Origin of the sequence: Flavobacterium sp. (assembly GCF_035299245.1) — a bacterium.
GTDB lineage: Bacteria > Bacteroidota > Bacteroidia > Flavobacteriales > Flavobacteriaceae > Flavobacterium.
Genome location: NZ_DATGWY010000010.1, coordinates 1 through 15,110 on the forward strand (window position 1 = coordinate 1; position 15,110 = coordinate 15,110).

A 15,110-nucleotide genomic window follows, 5' to 3' on the forward strand; every position below is an offset into this window, starting at 1 on the left:
GAAATGAATAGCCCGACCCAATTGAACATAACTAATTTTCTATTTACTACAATCGCACTGTTCAATTGGGGCACGCCCCGATTAGCAAAAACTACGTTTTTCAAACTTGTTTTTGTCTATCGGGACAAGCCCAAATAAAAAACCTGCTAGTGAGAGTTAGCAGGCTTCATTTTTTTATGGATGCTATTTTATTTTATAAGCTCAAAACTTCTCTTAACAAAAGCAGTGAGTTCTTCGCCTTTTAATAATCCTTGAGAGATTTTAGCTAGGTCTAAGGCTTGTTTTACCAAACTTTCTTGGGCTGATTTGTCTTCAGTATTGAGAATAGTTGTAGCCAAATCACTGTTAGTGTTCACAACCAAATTATACATTTCAGGGAAGTTACCCATGCCGAACATTCCGCCACCACCGGTTTGCGACATTTCTTTCATTCGGCGCATGAACTCAGGTTGAGTAATCATGAACGGAGCAGCAGTGCTGTCCATAGGTTCTAATTGTACACTGTAATTGGCTTTAGGGACAATTTCTTCTAAAACCGTTTTCAGATTGGTTTGTTCTTCTTCAGACAATTTAGAGATTTGTGTGTCTTCTTTTTGGATTAACTTATCAATATGATCAGAATCTACCCTAGTGAATGTCAAGTTTTCGTTATCGGCTTCTAATTTTTGAATTAAATGTGATACAATAGGTGAGTCCAACAGCAACACTTCGTATCCTTTTTCTTTGGCAATGTCGATATAGCTGTGTTGAGCATCTTTGTTAGAAGCATATAAAACCACTAATTTTCCGTTTTTATCGGTTTGATTGGTAGTGATGGCTTCTTTTAATTCGGCTAATGTATAATATTTGTCATTCACAGTTGGATACAATACAAAATCGCCCGCTTTTTCGTAGAATTTTGGTTCTGAAAGCATTCCGTATTCCAAAACAATTTTGATGTCGTTCCATTTTTTCTCAAAATCTTCACGGTTTTCGTTGAAGAGCGATTTGAGTTTGTCAGCAACTTTACGCGATATGTAATTGGAGATTTTCTTTACATTTCCGTCCGCTTGTAAGTACGAACGCGAAACATTCAAAGGAATATCGGGTGAATCTATAACACCTTTTAACATTACCAAAAATTCGGGTACAATTCCTTCTACATTATCGGTTACATAAACTTGATTTTGATACAATTGGATTTTGTCTTTCTGCAATTGTAAATCCGATGACATCTTAGGAAAATATAAGATTCCAGTCAAATTGAATGGATAATCTACATTTAAGTGAATGTTGAACAGAGGCTCTTCAAATTGCATTGGGTACAACTCACGATAGAAATTTTTATAATCCTCATCGGTTAAATCGACAGGTTGTTTGGTCCAAGCCGGATTTGGATTGTTGATGATGTTATCAATTTCTTTGTACTCTGTTTTATAATCTTCTGGAGCATCTTCTGGCTTTGGAAGTGCCTCTTTTTTGGTTCCGAACTTAATCGGAATCGGCATGAATTTGTTGTATTTGGTCAACAATTCACGGATTTTAAATTCTTCTAAAAATTCAAGAGAATCTTCGGCAATGTGAAGAATAATTTCGGTTCCGCGATCCGTTTTGTCGTGTGCTTCTAAGGTAAATTCTGGGCTTCCATCGCAGGTCCAATGCGCAGCTGGTTCATCTTTGAAGGATTTGGTGATAATCTCTACTTTTTCAGCCACCATAAAGGCAGAGTAGAAACCTAGTCCGAAGTGACCAATAATTCCTGCATCTTTAGCCGAATCTTTGTATTTTTCTAAAAACTCTTCTGCACCAGAAAAAGCTACTTGGTTGATGTATTTCTCCACTTCTTCAGCAGTCATTCCCAAACCTTGATCAATGATGTGCAGTTTTTTGGCTTCTTTATCAATTTTTACTTCAATAATTGGATTGCCATATTCTACTTTGGCATCACCAATACTCGTCAAATGTTTTAATTTTAAAGTTGCATCCGTGGCATTCGAAACCAACTCACGTAGGAAAATTTCGTGGTCGCTGTAAAGAAATTTCTTGATTAAAGGGAAAATGTTTTCTACTGAAACATTAATTTTTCCTGTTGACATATTTTGAACTTTTTAGTTAAACAATTTATGCTTTTAATTAGTCAAAATCAGTACCAAATTAGGTAATCTGACAAAATGACGTAGTTGTAATTCTATAAATATATTCGATATATGTGTAAATAGGCTATTGAAATTGTCAGTATATTTGTACTGTAATAACTTAAACTCGAATAGGTATGAAAAAAAGTATTTTTCTTTTGATGCTAACCATTGCATTTATTGGATGTAAACCCAAACAGCAAGTAACAAGTACCAAGCTGGATTACAAATCGGCTTCGGCTATGAAAGGCGCTTGGCTAATCTCTTCAGTGACTTTTCCTGGTTCAGATTACATTAAAATTAGCTCTTTTGACATAGCCGATTCAAAGTGTTTTATTGGAAGTAATTGGAATTTAATTCCCAATAACAATAAAGGTGATATGGCTTTGAATAACGCTTCATGTACAGGATTTTCTTCACCAATCACCTGGTATTTAAATAAAGAAGGTAATTTTGTGTTGAAAATCATCAACGAAACTAAAGCCAAAAAAGTAACCGAAGGATATATTTTAACCATAGCAAATCAAACAGAAACTTCTTTTCAATTGATTGATAAAGCGAATGTTGGTGGTAAATTAGTGGATGTTGTATACCAATTTGAAAAAGTAAATTAATTTAAAAAATAAGTCATGAAGAAAATTACATTATATATAGTAGCATTTTCGTTTTTGTTAAGTCCAACGTTTACCGGATGTAACGCCGTAAAAAACTCAAATAACACTCAAAAAGGTGTTGCCATCGGTGCAGTTGCTGGTGGAGTTCTTGGAGCTGTTCTTGGAAACAACATTGGTAAAGGAGGAAACGGTGCTTTGGGTGCTGTTTTAGGCGGAGTAATTGGTGGTGTTGCTGGTGGAGTTATTGGTAATAAAATGGACAAACAAGCACGTGAAATCCAAACCGCTTTACCGGGCGCAACCGTTGAACGTGTTGGAGAAGGAATCAAATTGACTTTGGGTGAAAACTCAGTTCGTTTTGATACGAATAAATCGACTTTGACTCCTACTGCAAAAGCCAATTTAGATAAATTGGTTCCTGTTTTTCAAAGTTATGCCGATACTGATATCGTAATTTACGGATATACTGATAGTACAGGAAAAGTAGAGTATAATCAGACTCTTTCTGAGCAAAGAGCGGCTTCTGTAAAAGCGTATTTGGCTTCAAAAGGATTGAATACTTCTCGTTTTACAACTACAGGTTTAGGTATTGCTGATCCAATTGCAACCAATGATACTCCAGAAGGAAGAAGTCAAAACAGAAGAGTTGAATTTGCGATTACAGCCAACCAAAAAATGATTGAAGATGCCAAAAAAGAAGCAGGAAATTAACTTTCTACTACTCTCAATAACAAAGCGTTTGCCACAGGTAAACGCTTTTTTATTTTCAAAAATTTTGAACGACATTTAACAAAACTTTTTGTTTAGTTTTTTCGATGAATCATGAAACAGTGGTAATTTTACATAAATTCTAAAACATGGAAACAACTAAGAAAACAACTGCCAAAAAGAAAAAAGTAGATGATACTATTATCATTTCTCTTTATATGAATTACGTACTCGAAAAAAATGAAGAGCCTAAAAATGTGTATTCATTTTGTAAAGAACACAAAATTGAAGAAACAGACTTCTATACTTTTTTTGGTTCGATTGATGCTCTAAAGCAAGAAATTTGGGTAAAATTCTTCGAAAATGCCGAAGCTTCCATTCAAAAAGAAGAAGCATTTTCAGGTTATTCAGATAAAAATAAATTACTAACACTTTATTTTACCTTATTTGAAATCTTGACTCTGAACAGAAGTTATGTAGTTTTTGCATTAAAAGAAAACAAAGTAGGTCTGAATAATCTGAAGAGTTTAAAGCAATTCAGAAGTCATCTAAAAGACTTTGTGAAAAACGAAATTTCATCAAGTTCAACGGTTATTAACGAAAAAGTATCCAAAATTACCAAACCGATTTATGTAGAAGGAGCGTGGATTCAGTTTTTATTTTTATTAAAATTCTGGTTGGACGACACTTCTAAAGGATTCGAAAAAACCGATGTGCTTATTGAGAAATCAGTGAATACAGTAGTCGATTTATTAGACACCAAACCCTTGGAAAGTTTGTTCGATTTGGGCAAATTTCTGTGGAAAGAAAAAATGAACTAATTGATGAAAACATTAGATAAAATTCCAACCAGCAAAATAGAACGCGCCAGTCAGTTAGTCAAAACCGGAATCAAAGTCGGTGGTAACTACGTAGCGTATTATGGTGAAAAAATCGTAAATCCGTCGCTGACCAAGGACAAACTCAACGAAAATAATGCAGAAGACATTTACGACGGATTGAAAAATCTGAAAGGAAGCGCGCTGAAAGTGGCTCAAATGCTCAGCATGGACAAAAGCATCATGCCACAACAATACGTCGACAAATTTTCATTATCACAATTTTCGGTTCCGCCTTTGTCTGCGCCTTTAGTTCGTAAAACATTCAAGAAGTATTTAGGCAAATTTCCGGAAGATTTATTTGATACTTTTTCTCCAGATGCCACCAACGCTGCAAGCATTGGGCAAGTTCACAAGGCTACAAAAGACGGTAAAACTTTAGCCGTAAAAATTCAATATCCAGGTGTTGCTGATAGTATTAGTTCTGATTTGGCCTTGGTAAAACCTTTTGCCGTGCGCATGTTCAACATCAAAGGAAAAGATTCAGACAAATACTTCAAGGAAGTAGAAGATAAATTGCTCGAAGAAACCGATTACAATTTGGAATTAAAGCAAAGTTTAGAAGTTTCCGATTGGTGCAAAAACATCGATAATTTACGTTTTCCCAACTATTTTCCACAGTTGTCTTCCGAAAAGATTTTAACCATGGAGTGGATCGAAGGCGAACATTTATCCGAATTTGCAGCTCACAATACCGATAGAGCCAAAGGCGATGCCATAGGTCAAGCCTTGTGGGATTTCTATATGTACCAAATGCACCATTTAAAACAAGTGCATGCTGATCCGCATCCGGGGAATTTTTTAATCGACAACGAAGGAAGGTTAGTTGCCATCGATTTTGGTTGCATCAAACAAGTTCCAGAAGAATTTTACGTTCCGTATTTCGAATTGGCCAAACCCGAAGTGATCGATAATCCGAAGTTATTCAACGAAAAATTATACGAGTTAGAGATTTTACGCCTTGATGATTCAAAAGAAGAAATCGTTTATTTTACAAAGTTATTCCACGATTTATTGAGCTTGTTTACCAAACCCTTTCACGGTGATTTTTTCGACTTCTCAGACGAAGAATTCTTCGGAAAAATAGCGACTATGGGAGAGGAATTTGCCAAAGACACCCAACTCCGAAAAATGAACGGTAATCGAGGTTCAAAACACTTTTTATACATTAACAGAACCTTTTTTGGGTTGTACAACCTGTTGCACGAATTAAAAGCACGAATACACACCAAAACGTTTGAAAAATATTTAAAATAATTGGTTGTTTTGTTTATTGGTTAGGTTGATAAGAGCAATTCTCATTTAGGATTGCTCTTATCTTTTTTTAGAAGCTCATCCAGCCCTACGTTGCACGTTTTTTTAAATCAATTGGTTGTACTAAGCTGCACTAAGAGCTTCCGTTGGTCGCTTTATCGCAACAAGTACAACTCAATCGCTTTGGCAAAAAGCGTTCCTCTTCGGTCTGGGCTAGGGCAATCGAATTACAAAGACAATCTTCTTACATCACAAACAATCAAATGCAAAGAAAAGGCAAAAAAAAAACACTGAATATCAGTGTTTTTTTGTCTTATATAAAAACTGTAATCATTCTTACTTTTTATTTAAGCTGTTTAACTTCAAAATAACTTTTGCCTGAAAATGAGTCAATTTGAACTCCCGTTTGGTAATTTTCAGCAAAAATTTCTACATAACCACCAACGGCCAAATTTACGATGCAATTAATCGTTCTTGAAACTGGTCCCAAATTACTATGATTTCCACTATTTTGTTGGTACAATGCACCATTCACATACACGCCAATCGAGTAAAACTGAGCGTTACTTTGGTTGTCGGTATGGTAACCGGCATTGATTTCATAAATTCCAGCTCGAGTGGCCGTAAAACGATTACCTGCAAATTCGGTATTGGTATCAATCACCACCGTATTGTAAGTAATCAGTTGCCATCCAGCAGTTGTCAATGCTTGATTGGCACTGAGATTGGTTCTAACCGCCGATAAGGTGTTGGTTCCACTTGGCGAAACCCAACTTAAAACACCACTGGCATCACTCGCCAAATATTGATTAGCGGTACCGCGCGCTACCGGAAAAACATAACCCGTAGTAGCAGGATCACCAATTTGGAACGTGCTGTTGGTACGTAAAATTCGAGTGGGTGCAAACTCACCGTAAATCAACGATGTGGTTGGTGTAGTATTCGAGTTGGTAATGTATAATTTATTCGAAGTAGTTTCGTTAAGTCCGGCTTGATAACCTATGGCTACATTACCCGTTCCCGTTACTAAGTTGCTCAAAGCACTGTGACCCAAAGCGGTATTGTTTGAAGCCGTAGAAGTATTGGTAAGCGAGTTATATCCAATGGCAACATTTCGAGCCGAAGCTCCGCTACCATCTAAGGCGTTAGCTCCAAGAGCCGCGTTTTGTGTACCCGTTGAAAAGGCACCAGCATTGTATCCTACAAAAGTTCCGTCACTTGATGTGGCAGCAAAACCAGCATTCCGTCCTATAGCAGTATTGCGTGAACCCGTAGTGTTGTCGTTCAACGAACCTGCACCCACAGCTGTATTTTCAGTAGCACTAGTGTTGCCTTGTGAAGCGTTATATCCGATTGCCGTATTGTTGGCGCCCGAATTGTTGAACAATGCATGCCATCCTACAGCAGCAGTGTTACTAGCGGTAGAAGTACTTCCAAACATGGCTTCCCATCCAATTACGGTATTGGCACTTCCGTTATTTCTTCCAAGAGAACGTTCTCCGATGGCTACATTTTGAGATCCTGTAGTGGCATCCTGATGGGCTTGATATCCCATCGAAGTATTTGATGTTCCTGTGGTAAGCGCAAACGACGCTTGTGTTCCGACTGCAGTATTAAAACTAGCTCTATTGTTGTTTAAGGCTTGAAAACCCAAAGCAGCGTTATTGGCGCCTGTTAAATTGTTTCGTAGCGCCTGAAAACCCACTCCAGTGTTGTTACTTGCGGTTGTATTGGCTCTCAAGGCTTCAAAACCAATTCCCGTATTATTAATTCCCGTAGAGTTGGTACGTAACGCTTCAAATCCAAAAGCAGCGTTGGCATTTCCAGTATTTGATAGTAACGCACTGTTTCCCATACCCGTGTTTTGAATTCCGGTTGTATTTGCTGAAAGGACACCATTTCCAACGGCAACATTATCATTACCCGTATTGAGCAATAAAGCATTAGTGCCAAAGGCAGAACTATTTGTTGCAGCTCCTACATTCAATGCACCCACTCCAAATGAAGCACTCGTGAGACCAATTTTTCCCGCAGGTGAATTGTTTCTTCTAAAAGCTACATCTACATTGGTTGCAGCTGCTGTTCCGATAAAGTTGGTTCCATCCACAATGTTAGTGTTTCCTGTAGTAAGCCAACCCGATGCGCCCGTTGCAAGTCGTACCCATGGTCCGGTAGCCGAACTTAAATAGTAAAATCCTGGTGTCACATCGCCACTTGTAGCGGTGTTATACACTAGCTCTGATGTCGTTCCAGTTAAAACTGTTACAGTGGATGTATCAACTAAAGCAACTCTCGGAATTAACAAACCATCATTTGATGAAGTAATGTCCAAAGCGCCTTCGGGGACTAATGTTCCAATTCCGACTTGAGCTTGAAGGACTTCTGCTGAAAACCAAATGCAAATTAGAGTGAATACAATTTTAAATTTTTTCATATGCATTTATTTAGTTCAAAAATTATAATCAAAAACGCCCCTCAATACAGAGAGGCATTTTTTAATTATAATTAATTATCGTTTTAACGTTTGATTACTCGCATCGTTTTTACTTCTTCACCTTGAGATACAATTACATTGTAAACTCCTGATGGATAAGTAGCTCCAATTTGTAGTTCAGAAACAGTGGTTGTATCCAATTCTCTGCTTTCTACTAATTTACCTAACATATCGTATACTTTCACTTGGATGCTTTCTTCTGTTGAAGCGGTAACTTCCAATCCGAAGCTTTCTCCAAATGGGTTGGGTGATACGATAGCACTAAATGCTAATGCAGGTTTTGAATTATTAGAGTTTGTTCTTGTTGCTCCTGGCATTGTAAGTGTACATACTTTTCCGAATGGTCCAAACACTCCGCCAATTTCAACACTCACTTGTACAGAATACGTTTCACCAGGTAATAAACCAGGAACGGTATTCAATGCGAATGAACGAAGCGGTTTGTCAAATTGATACGTATAACCTAAAGAGGTGTTTGTAAATCTAAATCTATATGTAGTTGCTCCTGCATACGAATCAGCATAGACAACTGTATTTGGATTAGTTAAAATCACATCACATTGTGCCAATTGCAACTGAGTTGTTGGGAAACTTGGTGTAGTAATGTTACAAGCTGTTCCATAAGGTAAATACGCTCCGTTAGTGTTTCTAACAGCTACTTCTACTGAATACGTTGAATTGAACTCAGCTATAGAAGTTTGAGTCATTTTAATGTCTCTTAACGGACGTTCAACCTCTTGTTGAGCTGAAGTTAACAAATTCGTGATTCTGAATTTATAACCTGTTGCAAAAGGGACGTTGTTGGCATAAATCACATCTCCAATAGTGGTTAATGTTCCTCCACATTGAGCTGCCTGAATTTGGGTAGTCGCTGCCGGAGTAGTCACAGTACATGGTGAACCATAGAATGGTTGCCATACGTTGTTGTAACGTATCGAAACTTCAATTTGATACGTTCTATCAAAAGCATAGTTCGTCAACTGTGTCAATTGGAACACACGTAAGTTTCTGTCAATTGTTTGCACTTGCATCGTTGACATATCCGTTACTCTGAATCGGTAACCTTGAGCTCCAGCTACTAAATTAGCAAAGATCTGTTGGTTGATTGAAGACAATGTTGAACCACATTGAGCCGTTTGAACTACTGAAATGATTGGTGTACAACCTTCGTCGATAGTGCCATCACAATCGTTGTCTAAACCATCATAACAAATTTCCAATGCTCCTGGATAAACTGTGTCATTTAAGTCATTGCAATCACCATCTAGATTAACATAATTTGCTCCAGGCGAAGTACACGATGAAACTAAAGTACTAGTAACTCCATACGAATCACCATCGTTATCAACATACCAATTCAAAGGAGCACATAAAGTAGTTAATGAAGCGGTTGCAGGTACAGAGAATTGATTTTCAGCAGTATTGTATTGATACAACCAAAAAGTATAGTTAGTACTTGAATTTAATCCAGTGATAACAAATCCGAATGGACTAGCACCATTTCCATCACCAGGAGTAGCTCCAAAACTATATTCTATTGCAGTGGTTGGATCTACTGGAGCAGTCGCTGTTGGAGAGTAAAACAATCTGTACACAATATTTCCATCAACATTATTTGGTCCACATGCTAAAAAGGCGCTTGAAGACGTTGGATTGAACGCTACAAAACCAACAGGTTGGGCTGGTGGAGGTGGAAATGCAAAATTAACAGTATACGTTAACTGAACTGAAGTATCTTCTGCAGTAACTACTACAGTTGCGCTACCAGGTAAAGCAGTTGCTTGGTTAATTACAGTAGTTGCAGCACCATTATTTGTTGTTGCAGATGTTATTTGTGGTATTTCAGTTGTACCAAAAGGCAAAGTGTAAGTGTAAGAAAATTGAGATGAACTGAATCCACTAACTGGTACAAAATCAACTTGTAAATCGCTTAAAGTAGCATCAGTACTCACTCCCGGATTATTCCAGAAATAAACATTATCTAAATAAATATCGATCGGAGTAGTGCTTCCTGCACCATTAGCGGCAAATTTCATTTGAATAACATTATCCCACGTCATACCACTGAATAAGCTTTTTGGGATATCTACACTAACCCATTGTCCTTGAACATGATTGATAGTAACTAAAACTTCTGAAGGACCAGATCCAGCGTTAATTGGACTTACTTGGATTATTGAATTAGAAGTAGAAGCATTCGTCCAAAGATCTACGTGCAAAAATTCCATAGAAGACAAATTAGTTGCTGTAAGTTCGGTTCCTTGATAATTAAAGTTTGCATAATGCAAAATAGTATTACCTGATCCTGAAACTGCAACAAAATTTGGATTCACTAAATTATGACCCGATTGTCCCCAATTTGGATCATAATTGGTAGCGATATTACTGTAAGTATTGCTGTAAACTGAAACAACATTTGCAGGATTGCGTGTTGGTACAGGTGCATTAGTTGTAGGAGGAATTAAAACAGGAGGAGGCGCTAATGTTGTATTAGTTGATACAGCAGGTGTAGAGTAAATTCCGCTTGCAGTATTGTATTGGTACAACCAAAAAGTGTAATTGGTACTTGAGCTAAGTCCGCCTAAATTAAATCCAAAAGCAGCAGTACCGTTTCCATCACCTGGAGTACTTCCAAAAGTGTATTGAGTAGCAGTTAGAGGATTTCCTGGTGCAGTAGCTGTCGGAGAGTAAAATAATCGGTAAACGATGTTGCCACCTACATTGTTTGGACCAACGGCTAAAAACATACTTGTTGCAGTAGGGTTAATCGCAACAAATCCTACTGGTTGTGGTACATTAGTTGCCGATGTAGTGGTTGCTGTTACCGAGTTGGGAGGTGAATACAACCCAGTAGTGGTATTGTATTGATACAACCAGAACGTATACGGTGTTCCCGAATTCAAACCGGTTAAAACAAATCCAAATGCGCTAAGACCATTTCCATCTCCTGGTGTACTACCAAAAGTATATTGAGTGGCAGTTGTAGGGTTTGCTGGAGCTGTGGCTGTCGGTGAATAAAATAATCTATAAACAACATCACCGCTGCCTGCATTATTTGGCCCACAAGCCAAAAATACACTTGAAGATGTTGGACTATTTACGACAAGTCCAACTGGTTGTGGTGGACTAAGAGAGATTACTTCAAAAGTTGCTGTACTCGATGTTGCGGCAAAGGTTCCATCAGAAACCTGAGAAGCTGTAATCGTGCAAGTTCCACCAACACCTACCTGTACTTCATTTCCGTTGATAATGTTTGCTATAGCATTATTGCTACTTGAATACGTGAATGGACTCGTATTATTAGAAGTTGGAGGTGTTAAGAAAAAATTAGGGTCTCCAGCATTCTTAGTGGGTACGGTAAAAGTACCTACTGTTGCAGGAGGAAGTAAAGAAGGCTCTCTTATATTATCGACAAAAAATGTTCTTGGTGGCGTAGGACAAGTTGTTGGAGAAAAGAACTGTGTTCTTCCAACTTCCCAATAAGCATGTATTACAAAACCCGAATAGGTACCAGTAGGATTAGCTATTTGACCATCTAATGAGGTGTTGAATGTAAAAGACAGTGTTTGCCAAGTTCCATCACCATTGTGAGTAACAGAAGCTGCAGGAAATCCTGCTCCTGTAGTGGCTTTAACTAAAAATGTGATGGGAGTACTCGAAAGCACATCCATAGTCAATGTTTTATTCGTTGTTAAATCTACAGAAGGTGACAAAAATAAATTTATCCCTTGCCATGGTTGACCTGTTGTATTACCATCAATTCTTAGGACTTGGCTGGTGTTGGATCCAGTTCCAGTTACTATTGTAGGTGCTGGCATTCCGCCAAATGGACCTCCGTTAATCCCACCGGATTCAAATCCTTGTAACAGGACTTGAGATTGTCCTATTGAAATTGTCAATAGGAAGATTAATAATAAAAATTTTTTCATAAATTGTTTGATTTTAGTTAATTACCAAATTTAACAGCACTTTTCCAAAAACAATTTTATTAGTAGTGTATAAAAACTATACAGCTAAATGTTTGGTGTAGTTTTTCTTGAAATTGTTTGTGGTTGTTAAGAATTAAGTAATAGAACCATTCTATTGTTTTCTTTTGTATCGTGACTAAAACAGTTGTATTGAGTGATATGTTGTGTAGATGTATAGGTGATTTTCTTTGTACCAAGACTTTTTTTTAGAATGAAATTTATCTATTTGATAAAAATGTAACACAAAAAATACATTAACTATAATTATAAATATAAATAATTATGTAATTAATAGATTTTGAAATTCATGAAATAAGTCAAGATTTGGATGAAATTGTAGATTACTTTACAATGTTTAAGGAATGAAATCTATTTTCAGATGTAAAAGTTTTTATTCCATCAATATATGCTTTATTGATTTAAAAAAAAGCGGTATTCAGATGAACACCGCTTATTAATTAATTACTGAGGATTTTTAGGTTCCTTTGGCCGGGCTAGTTTGTCAGTTTCAGTGTCTGCTTTATCATTAGTTGGCCTATCCCAACGTATCTGATTTCCATCCCACCATAAACTTTGAGCAGTTTCTCTGCTGTTGTTTTCGTTGAACATTACTCCGTCCATTTTTTTATCAAAATCATTGGCTAATAAATCGCTTGGAACTTCAGGGTTTTCTTCACCTTTTATTTTGGTTATGGCAATCCACGAGATTTTCACATTCGAAGTTCCGTCGTTGTTTTCATAAACCCAAAATCCATCTTTAGTTATGGTGTCAATATAAATACCATTCGATTTTCCTTGAGGAGAAGCGGTAATGATTACATCATCAACATTAGAAATAATTTGGCTGAATGCTTTATCAAAGGCTACGAAAACTTTTCCACCTTCCAAGGATGTTTTACCATTTACAGTTACTTCAGGTTTTATAGAAGTACTCATATAACTGGCCGTTTTTGATGCTCCGTCCGTAGAAATTAAGTAGGCCAATGGCTTGTTAGTGTAGCCATTTCCATCCACATACAAACTGTACGTTTCGCCTTTGGTATGAAAACCGTATTTCATTCCGCGAACCCATCCACCCATGACACCACCGTAAATTCCAAGTCCGATATTACTGTTTTTTTCCATCGGATCATTCGAAAATCTACCTCCAGCAACACCATTGGTATGTGCTTGGCCAAATCCATATACTGAGTAATCAATAAAAGCACTCGAATAATACCCCAATGCGCCCAAGGCAATTCCAAAATCATTTCCTAAAACACCACCAGATCGAATACTAGTTCCACCACTACCATAAGTTCCGAATTTGTATGAACCACCCGTTGTTGCGCCTCCTGAAACTCCGCTATGCGGAGCTGTAAATGAAGTTCCTGGGGTTGCAGTTAACGACAAACCTCTTACTCCTGTTCCTTGAGCATTTGTTCCGTTGTACTCACCTTGAACTCCGGCATAAATTGTGGTTCCACCGGTTACTTGACCATAAGTACCAGCACCATCAAAAGCAGTATATCCATTGGAAGCCCATGGAAAAGTAACATTTCCAACTGCATTCATTAAATCACCCGTTAAAACGGTGTTCAACGTTCCAACAAAAAACTCTCCCAAACCACTAAAACGTCCTCTAAAAATATTATTGGTTCTAAAATCTATGTTTTGATTGTCGGTTGTTCCTATAAAGTTGGTTCCTGCAGTTACAGTATTTCCGCCATTAGTTCCCGCATTTCCAGTTATATTCCATGAGTTTGAATTGGTCATTCCAGAGGAAGAAGTTACAACCCATCGTGCTAAAGTAGCATTATACATCAGAGTTACACTTGAATTTCCTGTACTCGAAGAAACTAAATTCCCTCCGGTTCCTGTTAAAATTCCGTTAGCTACATTATTATTTAAGACGGTCATTGTTTGTCCTGTAGTATTAATTAAAGTCAGTAACTGTCCATCATTTCCATTCAAAATAGTATTAATAGAGTACGCTCCAGCTGCACCGGCTAATCGGTAATGGCTATTTTCACCATTTAAAATGACCACATTTCCTCCAGCAATCACATTAATAGCCGCTCCTTCTCGAAGAGCTAGATCACCAGCAACATCCAAAACAGAATTGGGTAAAATCACATTTTTAATTCCAACACGATTATTTAAACCGTCAATAGTAGTTAAAGTGTTATTGACTGAATTCCCTAAGAAAATGCGATTTGTTCCTCCTTGCGCAGTCAAACGAATATCTCCAGCACCAGCGCCACCAGTAGCAACGCCAATTTTAAATCGATACGTCGGGTCACCAATTCGAACATCACCTTCTGTAGTGGCTGTGTTCCAATTGTTAATTCCTCTTACGTCAAATAAAGTACCCGGACTTGAGGTGTTGATTCCGACATTTCCACCGGGAATAATCGACATGTCAGCCGTATCAATATAAGAGGCACCAAATAAAAGTTTGCCCGTATTGAAGTTTTTAATTGCCATATCACCAGCTAAGGCATCGGTAAAAAAAGTACCTGGCGTACAAGCTCCAATTTGTGCGTATTCGTAGGTTCTTCCTAAGGAAAGCCATCCGATATCATTATTGTTACCACTCAATAATCGCAAACCAATTACATTTCCTGGTGCTTCAATGTCTAGTTTATGCAATGGAGTATTCATACCAATTCCGACATTTCCTGTATGAAACATATTGTCGGTAATAGCATTGGGAGCAGTGGTGGTTCCTTGTTCGTACCAGTCGTGATCACCATTGGCAGATGAATTTAATCCTATCCAGTCGGAAGTTGGGTTGTTCCAATAGTAAAATCCGGGTGGTCTTGAAGTGGCAAGAAAAGTAGTGGTTGTAGTCAAATACACCAACATTCCTTGTTGAGCAGCCGTAGGGTTTGTAGCAGGAAAAACATCCACTTTCGGAATCAAAACTCCATCATTGTTGGCCGGAGCTGCTTGATTGCTGGAACGAATGTCCAATTGCGAATCAGGTGTTGTTGTTCCAATTCCGACTTGCGCAAAAAATATGTTAAAATGCAAGAAAAAAATTAATAAAATGTAATTTTTTGTTTTCATAATCATAAGGTTTTGTACTTAAATTTATT

Annotated in this window: 8 protein-coding genes; 4 read left to right on the forward strand and 4 right to left on the reverse strand. The window is 37.5% G+C overall.

The genetic code is table 11. From position 1 onward, the window contains the following. Nucleotides 1-188: 188 nt before the first annotated feature. A complete protein-coding gene (gene htpG, locus VK161_RS07465) occupies nucleotides 189-2,075 on the reverse strand; it encodes a molecular chaperone HtpG (RefSeq protein ID WP_324214145.1) in 1,887 nt (628 codons plus the stop codon). 176 nt (nucleotides 2,076-2,251) lie between these two features. On the opposite strand from htpG, the gene VK161_RS07470 reads away from it, so the two are divergent. The 4 genes from VK161_RS07470 to VK161_RS07485 all read left to right on the forward strand — a co-directional run bounded on the left by VK161_RS07470 (nucleotide 2,252) and on the right by VK161_RS07485 (nucleotide 5,571). After that, nucleotides 2,252-2,728: a hypothetical protein gene (locus VK161_RS07470; RefSeq protein WP_324214146.1), complete on the forward strand. Its 477-nt coding sequence runs from the start codon at nucleotides 2,252-2,254 to the stop codon at nucleotides 2,726-2,728. Between the two features lie 15 nt (nucleotides 2,729-2,743). After that, on the forward strand, nucleotides 2,744-3,439 hold the full coding sequence (locus VK161_RS07475) for an OmpA family protein (RefSeq protein ID WP_324214147.1): 696 nt from the start codon (nucleotides 2,744-2,746) through the stop codon (nucleotides 3,437-3,439). 146 nt (nucleotides 3,440-3,585) lie between these two features. After that, nucleotides 3,586-4,257 carry a TetR family transcriptional regulator C-terminal domain-containing protein gene (locus VK161_RS07480; RefSeq protein WP_324214148.1) on the forward strand — a complete coding sequence of 224 codons (672 nt, stop codon included), beginning with the start codon at nucleotides 3,586-3,588 and terminating at the stop codon, nucleotides 4,255-4,257. A 3-nt stretch (nucleotides 4,258-4,260) separates the two neighbouring features. Then, nucleotides 4,261-5,571 carry an AarF/ABC1/UbiB kinase family protein gene (locus VK161_RS07485; RefSeq protein ID WP_324214149.1) on the forward strand — a complete coding sequence of 437 codons (1,311 nt, stop codon included), beginning with the start codon at nucleotides 4,261-4,263 and terminating at the stop codon, nucleotides 5,569-5,571. Nucleotides 5,572-5,911: 340 nt separating this feature from the next. Here VK161_RS07485 and VK161_RS07490 read toward each other — a convergent pair whose 3' ends face one another. The 3 genes from VK161_RS07490 to VK161_RS07500 form a co-directional block, all read right to left on the reverse strand. Further along, on the reverse strand, nucleotides 5,912-8,002 hold the full coding sequence (locus tag VK161_RS07490) for a hypothetical protein (protein ID WP_324214150.1): 2,091 nt from the start codon (nucleotides 8,000-8,002) through the stop codon (nucleotides 5,912-5,914). An 83-nt stretch (nucleotides 8,003-8,085) separates the two neighbouring features. Beyond that, complete coding sequence (locus VK161_RS07495) at nucleotides 8,086-11,991, reverse strand: MopE-related protein (RefSeq protein ID WP_324214151.1); 3,906 nt, start codon at nucleotides 11,989-11,991, stop codon at nucleotides 8,086-8,088. Nucleotides 11,992-12,492: 501 nt separating this feature from the next. Next, nucleotides 12,493-15,081 (reverse strand): hypothetical protein, encoded by a 2,589-nt coding sequence (locus VK161_RS07500; protein WP_324214152.1) that lies wholly within the window; start codon nucleotides 15,079-15,081, stop codon nucleotides 12,493-12,495. Between the last annotated feature and the right edge of the window lie 29 nt (nucleotides 15,082-15,110).